Source organism: Actinomadura luzonensis (genome assembly GCF_022664455.2).
GTDB classification, from domain to species: domain Bacteria; phylum Actinomycetota; class Actinomycetes; order Streptosporangiales; family Streptosporangiaceae; genus Nonomuraea; species Nonomuraea luzonensis.
The window spans coordinates 727,715-742,288 of record NZ_JAKRKC020000002.1 but is presented as its reverse complement, the minus strand read 5'-3'; the positions used below and the strand labels follow the sequence as shown (position 1 = coordinate 742,288).

13 protein-coding genes and 1 pseudogene are annotated in these 14,574 nt (G+C 75.4%); 12 read left to right on the top strand and 2 right to left on the bottom strand.

Annotation, left to right across the window (positions count from 1 at the left end; translation table 11 throughout):
- Positions 1–386 precede the first annotated feature (386 nt).
- Positions 387–2,183: a DUF2264 domain-containing protein gene (locus MF672_RS33595; RefSeq protein WP_242381238.1), complete on the top strand. Its 1,797-nt coding sequence runs from the start codon at positions 387–389 to the stop codon at positions 2,181–2,183.
- 103 nt (positions 2,184–2,286) lie between these two features.
- On the opposite strand, the gene MF672_RS33590 is transcribed toward MF672_RS33595, so the two are convergent.
- Entirely contained in the window at positions 2,287–3,201 is a 915-nt protein-coding gene (locus tag MF672_RS33590; protein WP_242381257.1) for a M23 family metallopeptidase, read from the bottom strand.
- A gap of 207 nt (positions 3,202–3,408) precedes the next feature.
- Between MF672_RS33590 and MF672_RS33585 the strand changes: the two genes are divergently transcribed.
- From MF672_RS33585 to MF672_RS33560, 6 genes are all read left to right on the top strand, one after another.
- Positions 3,409–4,200 (top strand): LacI family DNA-binding transcriptional regulator, encoded by a 792-nt coding sequence (locus tag MF672_RS33585; protein ID WP_242381237.1) that lies wholly within the window; start codon positions 3,409–3,411, stop codon positions 4,198–4,200.
- A 232-nt stretch (positions 4,201–4,432) separates the two neighbouring features.
- Entirely contained in the window at positions 4,433–6,478 is a 2,046-nt protein-coding gene (locus MF672_RS33580) for a hypothetical protein (RefSeq protein ID WP_242381236.1), read from the top strand.
- Between the two features lie 182 nt (positions 6,479–6,660).
- A complete protein-coding gene (locus tag MF672_RS33575) occupies positions 6,661–6,837 on the top strand; it encodes a hypothetical protein (RefSeq protein WP_242381235.1) in 177 nt (58 codons plus the stop codon).
- Positions 6,838–6,951: 114 nt separating this feature from the next.
- The gene (locus MF672_RS33570) at positions 6,952–7,605 is read left to right on the top strand and encodes a hypothetical protein (protein WP_247815542.1); all 654 of its coding nucleotides are present in this window, start codon (positions 6,952–6,954) and stop codon (positions 7,603–7,605) included.
- 68 nt (positions 7,606–7,673) lie between these two features.
- Positions 7,674–7,967, top strand: a complete 294-nt coding sequence (locus tag MF672_RS33565; protein ID WP_247815541.1) for a hypothetical protein — start codon at positions 7,674–7,676, stop codon at positions 7,965–7,967.
- A 109-nt stretch (positions 7,968–8,076) separates the two neighbouring features.
- On the top strand, positions 8,077–8,868 hold the full coding sequence (locus MF672_RS33560; RefSeq protein ID WP_242381233.1) for an MEDS domain-containing protein: 792 nt from the start codon (positions 8,077–8,079) through the stop codon (positions 8,866–8,868).
- Positions 8,869–8,877: 9 nt separating this feature from the next.
- Here MF672_RS33560 and MF672_RS33555 read toward each other — a convergent pair whose 3' ends face one another.
- Positions 8,878–9,741, bottom strand: a complete 864-nt coding sequence (locus MF672_RS33555) for a carotenoid biosynthesis protein (RefSeq protein ID WP_242381232.1) — start codon at positions 9,739–9,741, stop codon at positions 8,878–8,880.
- Between the two features lie 164 nt (positions 9,742–9,905).
- Here MF672_RS33555 and MF672_RS51875 point away from each other — a divergent pair.
- The 5 genes and pseudogenes from MF672_RS51875 to MF672_RS33530 form a co-directional block, all read left to right on the top strand.
- Positions 9,906–10,619: pseudogene (locus tag MF672_RS51875) on the top strand (histidine kinase dimerization/phosphoacceptor domain-containing protein); the annotation flags it as partial.
- 501 nt (positions 10,620–11,120) lie between these two features.
- Positions 11,121–11,813, top strand: coding sequence for a response regulator transcription factor (locus MF672_RS33545; RefSeq protein WP_242382167.1), 693 nt, complete (start codon positions 11,121–11,123; stop codon positions 11,811–11,813).
- Positions 11,814–11,908: 95 nt separating this feature from the next.
- Entirely contained in the window at positions 11,909–12,952 is a 1,044-nt protein-coding gene (locus MF672_RS33540; RefSeq protein WP_242382166.1) for an ABC transporter substrate-binding protein, read from the top strand.
- Complete coding sequence (locus MF672_RS33535) at positions 12,949–13,785, top strand: FecCD family ABC transporter permease (protein ID WP_242382165.1); 837 nt, start codon at positions 12,949–12,951, stop codon at positions 13,783–13,785. The genes MF672_RS33540 and MF672_RS33535 overlap by 4 nt, the downstream gene beginning before the upstream one ends.
- Positions 13,782–14,543 (top strand): ABC transporter ATP-binding protein, encoded by a 762-nt coding sequence (locus MF672_RS33530; RefSeq protein WP_242382164.1) that lies wholly within the window; start codon positions 13,782–13,784, stop codon positions 14,541–14,543. Before MF672_RS33535 ends, MF672_RS33530 begins: the two co-directional genes overlap by 4 nt.
- Positions 14,544–14,574: the final 31 nt, after the last annotated feature.

Genomic DNA, 14,574 nt, shown 5'->3' with positions numbered 1-14,574 from the left:
CCGCGCGGGTGGCGGTGACGGCCGGGCGCGGGGGCCTGCCGCGCGTGATCTGCAGGGTCATGCGGACCTCGCCTTGTGTCTGTCGCCTTGCGTCATCGCCTCCTGTTGCTTCCGGAGGCGGGTGGTCAGCTCGTGGGCGGGGCGTGGGAGGGAGTTGCGTGGTTTGTGCGCGTGAAGGGAGGCGGGCTTTCGGATACTCACCTTGGACTGGGCGGGCCTGGGCCGACAGATGCAAATGTCACCGGTTCCGGGGTGAGTTTGGGCGAGGCGAGGTGCCGGTTCGCGGGCGGCGGTTGTGTCCTCGGCGGGACGGTCACTACAGTCGGAGGTGCGGAAAGCGTTTTCCGTCCGTCCGTCCGCCTGCCGCCGAGCATTCAGGAGTCGCGTTGGAGCTGCCGCCGGAGGATCGATCGCTGAGCCCGTACACGGGCTGGACCAGGACGCACTGGGAGGCCCTGGCCGACGGCCTGCTGGCCGCCGTCGAGCCGTACCGGTCAGCGGACGGCGCGGCGATCCGGCTGCCCGGCCGGGCGAGCTGGTCCGACTGCGACGGCATGGAGGGGTTCGCCAGGACGTTCCTCATCGCGGCCTTCCGCGTGGCCGGGGGCGGGCCCGCCGAGCTGCTGGAGCCGTACCGGCGCGGGTTCACCAGCGGGCCGGACAGCTGGCCGGCCGTGGCCGACCGGTTCCAGCCGATGGTGGAGGCGGCGTCCCTGGCGCTGGGGCTCTGGCTGACCCGCGAGCACCTGTGGGACACCTTCACCGACGTCGAACGGCGGCGGCTCGGCGGCTACCTGGCCACGGTGTTCGACCACGAGCCCGCGCCGAACAACTGGTGGCTGTTCCCCGTCACCGTCGGCGGCTTCCTGGCCGGGACCGGCATCCGCGAGGAGGACGCGTGGGCCGCCGTCGCGCGCGGGCTCGCCCGCATCGAGGACTGGTACGCCGGGGACGGCTGGTACACCGACGGCGACAACCGGGCCTTCGACCACTACAACGGGTGGGCCCTGCACTTCTACCCCATCCTGTACGGCCTGCTGTCCGGGACGGCGATGCCCGAGCACGAGCGCCGGCTGAGCACGTTCCTGGAGAGCTACTCGCTGATGTTCGGCGCGCAGGGCGAACCGGTCTATCTGGGACGCTCAATGACCTATCGCTTCGCCACGGCCGCCTCCCTGATGCTGGGCGCGGTCACCGGGCACACCCCGCTCTCACCAGGGGCGACGCGGCGGCTGGCGTCCGGGGCGGTGCGGCGGTTCCTCGGACGCGGGGCGCTGTCGGCGGACGGCCTGCTGACGCTCGGCTGGTTCGGGCCGCACGAGGCGACGTTGCAGCCGTACTCGGGCTCGGCCTCGCCGTACTGGGCGGCCAAGGCGTTCGCCGGGCTGCTCGCGCCCGCCGGCCATCCGCTCTGGACGGACGTCGAGGAGCCGGGACCGGCCGGGATCGCGGCCCTGCCGGGACCGGCGCTGGTGGTGACGAACGGCGACGGGGTGGCGCGGGTCCTCAACCACGGCATCAGGAACGGCGACCGCGGCTATCAGGCGAAAGGCGGCGATCCGCTCTACGACCGGTGCGCCTACTCCAGCCACACCGGGCCCACGGCGGCGGGCGACGTGCCGGACAACTGCTTCCAGGTCATCGGCCCGGACGTGGAGCGTGGCGCGCTGCGGCCGGGCGGCGCGGGGCGGCGGGGCGACGTCGCCTGGGCCGCGTCGGCGGCCGGCGGGGCCGAGAGCGTGAGCGTGGTGCGGGGCGCGGTGGAGGTGCGGGTGCATCGGGTCGCGGCCGGGTCGGCGGTGCGGCAGACGGGGTGGGCGCTCCCCCGCGCCGGCGCCGAGGCCGGTGAGCGGTCGGTCACGCTGGTGTCCGCTGACGACGGTCTGCGCTCCTGGTTGAGCGGGCTGCACGGTTACGACAGGGCCGGCGTCCTCGCCGCTCCCGAGGGGACGGCCTTCGGCGGGCCGGCGAGTGTGCCCGCGCTTGAGGGGGTCGCCGCCGACGGGTGGGCGGTGTGCGTGGCCGTACTCGACGACGGTGGGCGTCCGCTGGAGGACGTGCGGGCGGAGGTCGGTGACGTGCGGGTCGACGCGGGCGGGGTGAGTGTGACCTGGGCGGATCCGGAGGCGGCGGGCGTCCGGATCGAGCCCGGAGCCGAGGGTGTGCGCGTCGGGTGGGTGTGAGACGCCAGGGGTGAGGTGCGTGGACAAGAGAGGGCGGGCGGGGTCGTGACCGGCCGCCCGTCCCGTGCGCCGGTGCCGCACGGGACGGGGGACGGGCGCGGGCTCAGCCGCAGTGCTCGAAGCCGCTGGTGTAGGAGCTGCTGCCGACGGAGCCGCCCCACCTGACGCACTGGCCGGCCGCGTCGCGCCGGACCGGGCCGGCGTAGTAGGCGTAGCTGCCCGAGTCGGTCGTCCTGCTCTCGCCCTGCGGCTCCAGGAAGGCCGAGACCGCGGACGCCGAGCCGAGGTTCGTGCTCTTCAGCGTCACGACGCAGTTGTAGCCGTTGCCCGAGTTGTAGAGCAGGTACGTGCGCCCGCCGGTGAGCGCGGCCGAGTCGATGACCGCGTAGCCGCTGCCGCAGACCTCCTCCGCGGTGTAGGGGTTGCCGCTGCCGCCGCAGCCGTTGGTGCTGGTGACGGCCTTCTTCTGGCCGAGGGCGACGGTCACGCCGTCCACGGTGGGGCTGGTGTCCATCGCGCCGGTGGAGGTGCGCTGCTCGTAGTGCAGGTGGGGGGCGGTGGAGCCGCCGGTCGAGCCGACGGTGCCGATCGTGGTGCCCTGGCTGACGCTCATCGAGCCGCCGGCCGCCCTGACCATGCTGGCCAGGTGGGCGTAGCGGGTGCGGGTGCCGTCGCTGTGCCGGATCTCGATCCACTTGCCGTAGCTGGTGCTGCCCGCGTCGTAGAAGTAGGCGGTGCCGGCGGCGGTGGCGCGGACGGTCTCGCCGTTGACGTCGTCGCCGCCGTAGTCCTGCCAGTCGATGGAGCCGGACGGGTTGTGGTCGGGTAACCAGTTGTTGGCGTAGAAGGTCTTGCCGCAGTTGAAGGGGCTCTTGTGGGTCACGGCGAGGGCCGCGCCGTCCTGCTGCCGCGCCAGGGCGGCCTGCTGCGGGAGCAGGGCCGCGGGCAGCGCGAACAGCACGGCGGTCATCGCGGTCTTCAGGGTCTTCGGCCAGGTCGGCTCGCCGATGCTCGGCATGCTCACCTCTCTGAACGGTGCGTGCGTACGGGGGGAGATACGGTCAGACGCGCAGTTCCGCTGGTGCCGATCGCGTCCCCGGCGGGGCGTCGCCGGGTAACGAGATCATGAAGATATCCCTGAAAGTTGTCTTCATCAATGACTGACGAATGAAATTTTGCGCGCTAACCGTAGACGCCGAACTCCCACAGCGAGTAGCCGTACGCCGTGCCGCGCGCCAGGTTCGTCCCGCGGCAGGCCGTCGCCGCCACCGGCTACGTCCCCAACCGGGCGGCCCGCTCGCTCGTCACCCGCCGCACCGGCACCATCGCCCTGGTCGTCTCCGGCGCGGGCGACGAGGACGAGACGGGCCGCTTCCCTGGCCAGGTCCTCACCGACCCGTTCTTCGGGCGCGTCGTCGGCGGCATCGTCGGCTTCCTGCGGCCGCGCGGCGTGCACCCCCTGCTGATGCTGGCCGAGACCGCGGACACCCGCGCCCAGGTGCTCGCCCACCTGCGGCAGGGCGACGCCGACGGGGCCGTGCTGGTCTCCACGCACGCCGACGACCCGCTGCCGTCGCTGCTCGCCGAGGCGCGGCTGCCCGCCGTGCTGTTCGCCCGGCCCGCCCGGCCGGTCCCCATCAGCTACGTCGACGTCGACCACCGGGCCGGGGCCAAGCTCGCCGCCGACCACCTCCTCGCGCAGGGCCGGCACGACCTCGTGACGATCTCCGGCCCGCTGGACGTGCCGGCCGGGCAGGCGCGGCTGGCCGGCTTCCAGGACGCGCTCGCCGTGCTGCGGCACCACGGCCGTACGGTGCCCGGCGACGTCGCCGTGGTCGGCTTCGACGACAGCAGCGCCGCCACCGCCTGCCGCCCCCCGCTCACCACCGTGCGCCACCCCGTCGAGGACATGGCCGCCGAGCTGGCCCGGCTGCTGCTGCGCCACATCGAGCGGCCGGACCACCCGCCGACCTCGGTCATCTTCGAGCCGTCCCTGGTCGTGCGCGGCTCCGCCTGAGGGCCTTTGATCTTCCGTGCGCGGACGCTAGGGTCGGCGGAGAAGGGACGGAGCCGGAGGACGGCCGACGCACGGCGGCCGAGACGGGAGAGCGGAGGGACCGGGACGTGCACCGCGCACAGCGGCAGGCGAGCTTACGCGACACTCTCGACACTCTCGACGTGCTCGGCGCGTCCGGCGCGCTCGGCGGCGGTGACCGGGCGTCGCTCGTCCGGCCGGGGAGCGGGTCCCGGTGAGCCGGGCGGAGCGCGCCGAGCTCACCCTGGGCCGGCGGCTCGGCCAGGGCCGGCACGGGACGGTGCACGAGGTGCCCGGCCGGCGCGTCAACGGACAGTGGGACGTCGCTTACAAGGAGTACGACCCGTCCGTCCGGCCCCGCCTCGACGCCGCCGCCCTCGGCGCGATGGCCGGCCTGGTCGGCCGCCTGCCCGGCTGGGACGCGGCCTGGCTGTGCGACAAGGCCGCCTGGCCCGCCGAGCTGGTGGAGAGCGACGGCGCGGTCACCGGCTTCCTCATGCGGGCGATCCCTCGCCGGTTCACCTTCGAGCCGCGCGAGCCGCCCGGCGCCGAGCGGCGGCCGGCGACGGTGGAGCTCCTGCTCGACGCTCCCATCGGCGGCGCCGGCGACCGGGACCGGCTGTTGCTGCTGGCCGACCTGGCGGACACGCTCGCCCGCCTGCACACGATGGACATCGTCGCCCGGGACCTGTCGCCCGGGAACGTGCTGTTCGCCACCGAAGGGCCGCCCGAGTGCTTCCTCATCGGCTGCGACGCGATGCGACTGGCCGGCGCCGACGTGTTCCCCGAGGTGAAGACGCCCGATCAGCAGGCTCCCGCCGGCGAGGACACCGACGCGAAGGACGAGGAAAGCGGCGCGAAGGACGAGGAAAGCGGCGCGAAGGACGAGGAAAGCGGCGCGAAGGAGAGCCGCGCGGAGAAGAGCGGCGCGGAGAAGAGCGGCGCGGAGAAGAGCGGCGCGAAGGAGGAGAGCGCCGAGGAGGAGAGCGCGGAGGGGAAGGGCACGCCGGCCGGCGACGCCTACCGGTTCGCGTTGCTGGTCGTCCGCGTGCTCGCCCGTGACCGGTCCGCCACGGACGCCGGGCGGCTGACGGCCGTCAGCCCGGCGCTCGCCGGCCTCGCGGCGGCCGCGCTCCAGGAGCCGCCGGAGCGGCGGCCTGGGCTGGAGCAGTGGGCCGCGCTGCTGCGGGAGACTGCAGCGACGCTCTCCCCCGCCCCCGCTCCACCGCCACCACCCCCACCCCCACCCGGAGCTCCGGGTGCCCCCGGTGACCCTCCCGGCAGTCCCGGGACCTCACCCCGTCCCGCCGGGCCTCCGCCCCATCCATCCGGGCCCCCGCCCCATCCATCCGGGCCCCCGCCCCGTCCCCCCGGGCCCCCGCTCGGAGGGACGCGGGGTCCCTTCCCCGTTCCGGCCGCGCCGCCGCCGCGGTCCGGTCTGTCGCGCGAGGCGATGATCGGGCTCGCGGTCGGGGCCGGGGTGATCGGGCTGGCGGTGGTGCTGGTGGCGGTGCTGGCCGGGCGGGCCGTGCTGACCGCGGTCACGGCCGCCGGCGAGAGCACCGCGGACGTCTCACCGCCCGCCTTCCCGTCCACGTTCGCGCCGCCGTCCCTGCCCGTGCCGACGTTCTCCCCCGGCCTCCCCTCCCCCAGCCTGCCCTCCGACGAGCCGACGACGGAGGAGCCGACCGAGACCCCGTTCGACGCCGCCGACCTCGACCGGCAGGACACCGACCCGACCCCGATCACGCCGTCGGCCCTGCTGCCCGCCTCCTTCACCAGCGCCAAGGGCGTGCGCTACAACCTGAAGGCGAGCGGCGTGGAGAAGTGCCCCGACCGCTACCACGACGCCGAGGTCCGCGCCGCGCTGCGGAAGGCCAAGTGCGGCAAGATGGTCAAGGGCGTGTACGTCAACCCGGCCAAGTCGGCGAACAAGCGGATCATGGTGTCGGTGTGGGTCGTCCCGCTGAAGAGCGACGACCGGGCCGCCACCGCGTACGGCCGGCTCGACGACACCTACGCCGACGCCTGGGGCATCGTCTGCCCGAAGAAGGGCCCCGGCTCCGGCCTCTGCCACACCACCACCTGGAACCGCGCCCAGACCTGGGGCTGGACCGGCTACACCCACCGCTACCTGCTGCACACCATGGCGATCTACACCAACCGCGCCGGCTCCTCGAACGTGCGGCCCTGGGTGAAGGACGCCTCCAAGGCGGCGTTCAACGCGACGGGCCCCAAGGTCTACCACGGCACGGACTGACCCGCCGCGCCGTCCGGGGCCGTTCGCCGGTGTGCCGCCGGTGTGCCGCCGCCGTCCGCCGCCGTGCCGGACCTGTTCCGGTCCGTTCGCCGGCCTGGCCGGACAGCGGCGCCGGCCGCTTGCATCGAGGCATCGGGCGCCGGACGGGCCGGCGCCCCCGCCCTCGCTCGGAGGCTGCCGAAGTGAACGCCCTCGACCCGGTCGCCGTGGCCGCGGCGACGGTGATCGCCCTGACCGTGATCGCCGGGGTCACCGCCGTCCTGACCGTCCTGCTCGCCGTCCGGGGCACGCCGGGCGCGCGCCGCGCCGAGATCATCGGCGCGGTCGCGGATCTGGTGCGCGCCGTGCGCGGCCGGTGACGGATCCGCATCATCGCGTCCATCCCAGGAGATTCCCCTGTTCGATCAAGTACCGGTCCGTATGCTTTCGGTTGCTCACCGTGGCGATCGAAGGATGTCGAGAGGTGGTGGCCGATGGCCGAGCAGCCCTCCGGCGAGGACGGCCTGGACCTGGCCGGCGTACGGACCTGGGACGACCTGCTGCAGCGGCTGCGCATGCTGCACGCCGCCGCCGACCGGCCCTCCACCCGCGACCTGCAGCGGTGGGCCAGGCGTCACCACAAGCCGCCGCTCGCGCCGGCCTCCCAGTCGGAGGTGCTGACCGGCAAGAAGCGGCCGAGCAAGGCGTTCCTGCTGACCTTCGCCGAGGGCTGCGGCGTCACCGGGCCCGGCCTGCGGGCCTGGGAGGACGCCTGGACGCGGGTCGTGTACCTGGAGAGCGCCGCCGCGCCGGGGCCGCGGCAGCCGGCCGCGGAGACGACCTGGGCCTCGGGCACCGTCCCGGCGGCCGGGCGTGGGCGGCGTCCGCTGCTGGTGGCCGCCGCGGTGACGGTGGTGGTCGCCGGAGCCGCCGCCGTGGCGCTGGTCGTCCAGCCGTGGCGGGGCGAGGCCGCCGAACCGGCCGGCGCGGCTCCGCCGGCCGGCACCGCAGCGGCGACGACGCCCGCCCCGCCCCGTCGCCCACCCCGTCCACCCCGTTCACCCCGTCCAGCACGCCTTCCGCCCAGCCGTCCGCCGCGCAGTCCTCCCCCGCGGCGACGGCCGTCCCCGCCGCCGGCGAGGTCCTGAACGAGGGCACGGCCTCGCTGAAGGACCAGGACTACCTCGACGTCGAGACCGGCAGGATCGGCACGATCGTGCCCGGGAGCAGCGACCTGTGGTACGTCAGCCCGTACCGCGAGCTGTGGACCGCGGGCGGCGGGGCCGAGCCGATCGCGCCCGTCCGGCGCCGGCCCACCGCCGCCTCGTGCGCGGCGGAGCTGAGGACCCGCCAGTACCAGCAGGTCGCGATGGCCGACATGAAGGCCGGCGGGTGGGCCTGCGCCCGCACCGCCGAGCACAACGTGGTGGCCGTCCGGATCGCCGCCATCCCGCCGCGCGGCGACGAGAACGCGCCGCTCGACATCTCCTACACCGTCTGGCAGCAGTAGGCGGGCGACAGGGCTGGGCGTGCCCGGCCCCCGATGTGATGCTGGATCCAGGGATCCGGAGGGCGAGGTTGATATGCGTAGTCACGGCCCGCGTCTCGAATGTCTGCGGATGAAGCCGCACGACCACATCGGGTGGGTGTTCACCGGTCCTGACGGTTTCGCCGCGCTCGCGGAGCCGTTCCTGGCCGAGGGGGCGGCCAGGAACGAGCGGCTGATGTACGTCTGCGCCGACCCCGGCGCGGACGTCGCGGCCCGGCTGGACGACCGGCTCGGCCCGGGCGTCGTGCGGGTGGCGAGCATCGCCGAGGTGTACGGGCCGTCCGGCGTGGTGGACGCGGCGGCCCAGCACGCCACCTTCGCCACCGCACTGGCGCAGGCGCAGGCCGACGGCTACAGCGGCATCAGGGTGGCGGCCGACAACACGCCGCTCGTCGCCGACGAGGAGCGGCTGGCGGCGTGGCTGCGGTGGGAGGTCGTGGCCGACCGGTTCATGTCGGAGCACCCGGTGACCGGCCTGTGCGCGTTCGACCGGGAGCAGGCGGACGTGGACCGGCTCCGGCACCTGGCCACGTTCCACCCGCTGTCCTCGGCGGGCAGCCCGGCGCCGCAGTACCGCATGTTCGCCGAGGCCGGGCACCTGCGCATCGAGGGCCAGATCGACTCCTTCGCCATCGGCCAGCTCCAGCTCGCCCTGGACGTCCTGCCGCCGGACACCGGCGTGCTGATCGACCTGGCGACCGCGGGGTTCACCAGCCGCGTGCCGCAGACCCGGCTGCGGCGCCTGGCCGACGCCGGCGTGACGGTCACCCTGCGGGGCCTGCCGGCCGGTCCCGGCGGGCTGCCGGCCGCCGAGGTGCCGCTCGGCGAGCAGCTTCTCCTCCAGCGGCCCGCGCCCGGCTGAGCGGCCCGGCTACTCGCGGCGGGCCCGGCGGCGGGCGAGGGCGAGCGCCGCGAGGAGGGCGATGAAGAGCATCCCGTAGATCGTGGTCAGCGCCGACGTCTCGTAGATGTCGGCGCTGCGCCAGGTGTGCCCGGCGGCGTCGGTCACGGTGGTGCGCTCGCCCGTCACGTACGTGAGGAGGAACGTCGCCGCGGTCCCCGCGTACAGCACCAGGGGCTGGGCCGGGGAGGCGGGGCCCGGCTCGGCGCGCGGGCCGCGGCGGCGCAGGTACAGCGCGAACAGCTGCAGGAAGGCGTACGTCGTCAGCGACCAGCCGAGGAAGTTGACCAGGGGCACGCCGAAGAACCCGCCCCCGTTCTCCCAGATCCACATCTTCCGCACGGTGGCGAGGGTGGGGTCCATCGACAGGTCCCAGGCGACCATGGCGAAGGAGGCGACGACCGGCGTGCCGACGGTGGTCAGCCGGTCCGCGCCGGGGCGCACCTCGCCGACGAGGAGGGTGGCGACCGTCCAGGCCAGGTAGCCGGTGACCGCGTAGGCGGGGCCGATCATCAGCGGCACCTGGAGGAGCTGCGGCCCCTGCGTGTAGTGGTAGTGGCCGAAGGGGAAGCCGGTGGAGATGCTGAGGTTCTCCAGGGCGTTGCTGACCACCAGTGTGACCGCGTAGAACACCAGGATCGCGCGCGGGCCGTAGCGGCGGGCGCCGTGCAGGAACGTGAACGCCGTCTGCGCGAGCAGCAGCGCGGGGAACAGCACGCCCGGCAGGAGGTTCCTGGTCAGCAGCAGGATCAGGGTGAGGCCGGTGACGAGCCACAGGCCGGTCCCGGCCGTCCGGCGACCGGCGCCGGTGCCGGTGGGGAGGAGGGAGGTCATGGGCCCGATCGTCGCGCCGCCCGGGCGGCGCGGCGTCCTGCCGGGGGCGGCCGTCCGGTACGCCGTCGCGCGTAGCCGGCGCGGCTCCGGTACGCCCTGCGTGGTAGGCGGGCCGCGCCTGCCGGCCGACGGCGGGCGGGGCGCGCGACCGTAGGATCGGCCGCATGGGACACCGCGTGCTGTCGTGGCGGTTGCCGGCACCGGCGCAGGACGTGCTGCTCGCGCTCTTCGTCACCGTGATGCAGGTGCAGGGCACCGTGGCGCGCGTCGCCGCCGAGGGCGCGGCGCGGCCGCTCGCCGACGCGGGGAGCCTCGGGTACGTCCTGCTGGTGGTGAGCGGCCTGGCCGTGGCGTTCCGCCGGCGGTGGCCTGCGGCGGTGTTCGCGGTCGCCGGGCTGACCAGCCTCGTCTACTACGGGCTCGGCTTCCCGGACGGGCCCGGCTGGCTCGGGCTGTTCGTCGCGCTGTACACGCTGGCCGCGTACGGCGACGGGCGCCGGTCGCTGGTGACGGCGGGCGCGGGCGTCGCGGTGCTCGCCGTCGCCTGGCTGGCCGCCGCGGCCGGCGTGGAGCCGCGCGCCGCCATCGGCTGGGTGTTCTTCCGGATCGGCGCGTCGGTGATGAGCGCGGCGCTCGGCGAGTCGGTGCGCTCGCGGCGGGTCGCCGCGGCCGAGGCGGAGCGGCGCGCCGAGCTGGCCGAGCGCACCCGCGAGGACGAGGCGCGGGCGCGGGCCGACGCCGAGCGGTTGCGGATCGCCCGCGAGGTGCACGACACGGTGGCGCACGCCATCGCGATCATCAACGTGCAGTCCGGCGTGGGCGCGCACGTGCTCGGCAGGCGGCCCGAGGCGGCGCGCGAGGCGCTGCGGGTCATCGAGGAGACCAGCGCGCGGGCGTTGCGCGAGATGCGGGCCGTGCTCGGGGTGCTGCGCGACGACGAGGCGGACGACGGCGACGGCCGCGCGCCCTACCCGGGGCTGGCGCAGGTCGGCGAGCTGGCCGCCAAGGCCCGCGCGGCCGGGCTGGACCTCACGCTGGAGCAGAGCCCGGCCGCCGTGCCGCTGCCGAGCGCGGTGGGCGGCGCCGTCTACCGGATCCTCCAGGAGTCGATCACCAACGTGCTCAGGCACGCCGGGCCGACCCGGGTGACGGTGGCGCTGCACCCGGGCGCCGAGGCTGGAGCTGCGCGTCACCGACGCGGGCGGCCGCCCGGCCGCCGGGCGCGCGGGCCGCCCGGCGGCCGGGCCGCCCGGGCGGGGCATCACCGGCATGCGCGAGCGCTGCCTGCTGCTGGGCGGCGAGCTCGACGCCGGGCCGGTCCCGGGCGGCGGGTTCGAGGTCCGGGCGCGGCTGCCCCTCGCGCCGGCGGGGTCGCCCCGGTGAGCGCGGCGCCGTCCCCGATCAGGGTGCTGCTCGCCGACGACGAGGGGCTGGTGCGCTCCGGCTTCAAGGTCCTGCTCGACCTGGAGGACGACATCACGGTGGTGGGAGAGGCCGTGAACGGCGCCGAGGCCGTGGAGCGGGCCCGCGCCGCCCGCCCGGACGTAGTCCTCATGGACATCCGGATGCCGCGCCTGGACGGCATCCAGGCCACCACCGAGATCGCCCGCACGGCCGAGCTGGAGCGGGTCCGGGTCCTCATCCTGACCACCTACGACACCGACGAGTACGTCTTCGACGCGTTGCAGGCCGGCGCGAGCGGCTTCCTGCTCAAGGACGCGGGGCCGGGCGAGCTCCTGCACGCGATCCGGGTGATCGCCGGCGGCGACGCGCTGCTCGCGCCGCGCATCACCCGCCGCCTCATCGGCCGCTTCGCCCGGCAGCGCCGGGTGGCGCGGGCCGCCGGGGACCGGCTGGCGGCGCTGACCGGGCGCGAGCGCGAGGTCCTGGCGCTGGTGGGCCGGGGGCTGAGCAACGCCGAGATCGGCGCGGCGCTGTTCCTCAGCCCGGCCACGGTGCGCACGCACGTGAGCCGGGCGATGGCGAAGCTGGGGGCGCGCGACCGGGCGCAGCTGGTCGTCGTCGCCTACCGCACGGGCCTGGTCGACCCCGCCGAGCCCGGCTCGCCCTGAGCGGAGCCGCCCTTACTTGCGAGTTGCTGGCAATTGCGAATTATGTGCAGAATGGCGGCGATCAGTGCCGCCTCTCACCACCGGAGACCCACCGCATGCGCCGCCCGCCCCGTCCCGTCCCCGTCCTCAGGAAGGCGCTCGCCCTGGTGGCGGCCCTGGCGCTGACCGCCTGCTCGGCGGCGGCCCCCGCCCCCACCCCCGCCGCGCGCCGGACGGCGGGGGCGGCGGCCGGGTTCCCGGTCACGGTCGAGAACTGCGGGCGCACGCTGACCTTCGACCGCCCGCCGGCCAAGGTGGTGACCGGCTACCACCCCGCCCTGGAGACCCTGCTCGCGCTCGGCCTGGGCGACCGGGTCGCGGGCCGCACCTTCTTCGGCGAGAGCGCGTTCCTGCCGGGTCAGAAGGAGCAGTACGACCGCATCCCCCAGCTCTCGCCGACGATCATGCTGCCGCAGAAGGAGGTCATGCTCGCCCAGGGCGCCGACTTCGTCCTGGACAACGCGATGGCGAGCTTCGACGCCGCCGGCGGCTACGCCACCGTGGAGGAGCTGGACGCCGCCGGCTCGCCGGTCTACATCCTGGGCGGCTGGTGCAGCCCCGAGGAGGTGCTCCGCTTCACCCTCGACGACACCTTCACCGACCTGCGCAACCTCGGCCGCATCTTCGGCGTCCCCGACCGGGCCGAGCGGCTGGCCGCCGAGCTGCGGGCCCGGCTGGCCGACGTCAGGAAGCGCGTCGAGGGCCGCGCCCCGGTCAAGGTGCTGGCCACGGACGGCGGCAAGGGCCCGGTCAACGCCTACGGCGGCTCCGGCGTCACCCACCAGATGATCACTCTGGCCGGCGGCGAGAACGTGCTGGCCGACGTCGAGGGCGACTACACCGAGGTCAGCGCCGAGCGGATCAGCGCCGCCCGGCCCGAGGCGCTGCTGGTCAGCGACTACGCCACGCTGCGCGGCGAGGACATGCCGAGCGCCCCCGCCAAGGCCGCGGAGGCGTTCGCCGTCGCGCGGAACAGCCCGGCCGCCGAGCACGGGCGCTACCTGGCCCTTCCCGTGGCGGCCCAGCACCCCGGCTACCGCAACCTCCTGGCCGTCACCGACCTCGCCCGGTTCCTGCACCCGGACGCCTTCACGCGATGACCCGCATCCTGTCGCGGAGCCCGGCCAGGGCCCGGCCCGCCCGCTCCGCCCGCTCCGGCCGCCCCGCCCGCCCCGGCCGCTCCGGCCACTTCGTGCTGCTCGTCGCCGCGCTCGCCGCCGCCGGCGTCGCCGCGACGTGCCTCGCGGTGAGCATCGGCGCGGTGCACGTCGCCCTGCCCCAGGCGTGGGGCATCGTGGCCGACCGCCTCGTCCCCGGCGTCGTGCCGCGCACCTGGACGCCGGTGCAGGAGCAGATCGTGTGGGAGTTCCGGCTGCCGCGCGCGCTGCTGGCGCTGCTGGTGGGGGCCGGGCTGTCGGTGGTCGGGGCGGTGCTGCAGGCGCTGGTGCGCAACCCCCTCGCCGACCCGTTCCTGCTCGGGATCTCCTCGGGGGCCTCGTTCGGGGCGGTGCTGGTGCTGGTCGTGGGGGCGGTGACGTACCTGCTGCTCCAGCACCGGCAGCTGAACGCGCTGGCCGCCGGCGAGGAGACGGCCGTCTCCCTCGGCGTGCCCGTCGGCCGCCTCCGCCTGACCCTGTTCGTACTGACCTCGCTGCTGGTCGGCGTGCTGGTGGCCACCAGCGGGGCGATCGCGTTCGTCGGCCTCATCGTGCCGCACGCCGCCCGGCTGCTCACCGGCGCCGACCACCGCCGGGTGCTGCCCGTCAGCGCCCTGCTGGGGGCGGTGTTCCTGCAGCTCGCGGACATCGCCGCGCGGACCGTCGACGCGCCGCGGGAGCTGGCGCTCAGCGTCGTCACGGCGCTGTTCGGCGTGCCGTTCTTCCTGTGGCTGCTGCGCCGCCGCTCGGTGGACCGGGCGGTGAGCGTCACGTGAGGCTCGGCCTGAGCGGGGTGTCCGTCGCGCCGGACGGCGTCCCGGTCGTGCACGGGGCCGGGCTGCGGGTGGCCGACGGCGAGTTCGTCGGCCTGGTCGGGCCGAACGGCTGCGGCAAGTCCACGCTGCTGCGCGGCGTCTACCGGGCGCTGCGCCCCTCGGCCGGGCTCGTCGCGGTGGACGGCGACGACGTGCACCGGCTGCCCGCCCGCGAGGCGGCCAGGCGGATCGCCGTCATGGCCCAGGAGACCCCGGCCGACCTCGACTTCACGGTGGCCGAGATCGTCGCCATGGGACGGACGCCGTACCGGCCGGACGCCGCGGCCGACGCGGAGCGGTGCGCGGCGGCGCTCGACCGCGTCGGCCTGGCGGGCGCCGCCGGGCGGATCTTCGCGACCCTGTCCGGCGGCGAGAAGCAGCGCGTGCTGCTCGCCCGCGCCCTGGCCCAGGACACCCGCCTGCTCCTGCTGGACGAGCCCACCTCGCACCTGGACGTGCGCCACCAGCTCGACCTGCTGCACCTGGTGCGCGAGCTGGGTCTCGCGACCCTGGCCGTGCTGCACGACCTCAACCAGGCGGCCGCCTTCTGCGACCGCCTCTACGTCATGCACGCCGGCCGGATCGTCGCGGGCGGGCCGCCCGGCCGGGTCCTCACCCCCGAGCTGATCGCCGAGGTGTACGGGGTGCGCGCCGTGCGCCGCACCCAGCTCGTCTTCGAACGACTGGACCCGCCGGAGCCGGCCGCGACGCCCGGCTGATCACCCGGCTGATCACCCGGCTGATCACTGG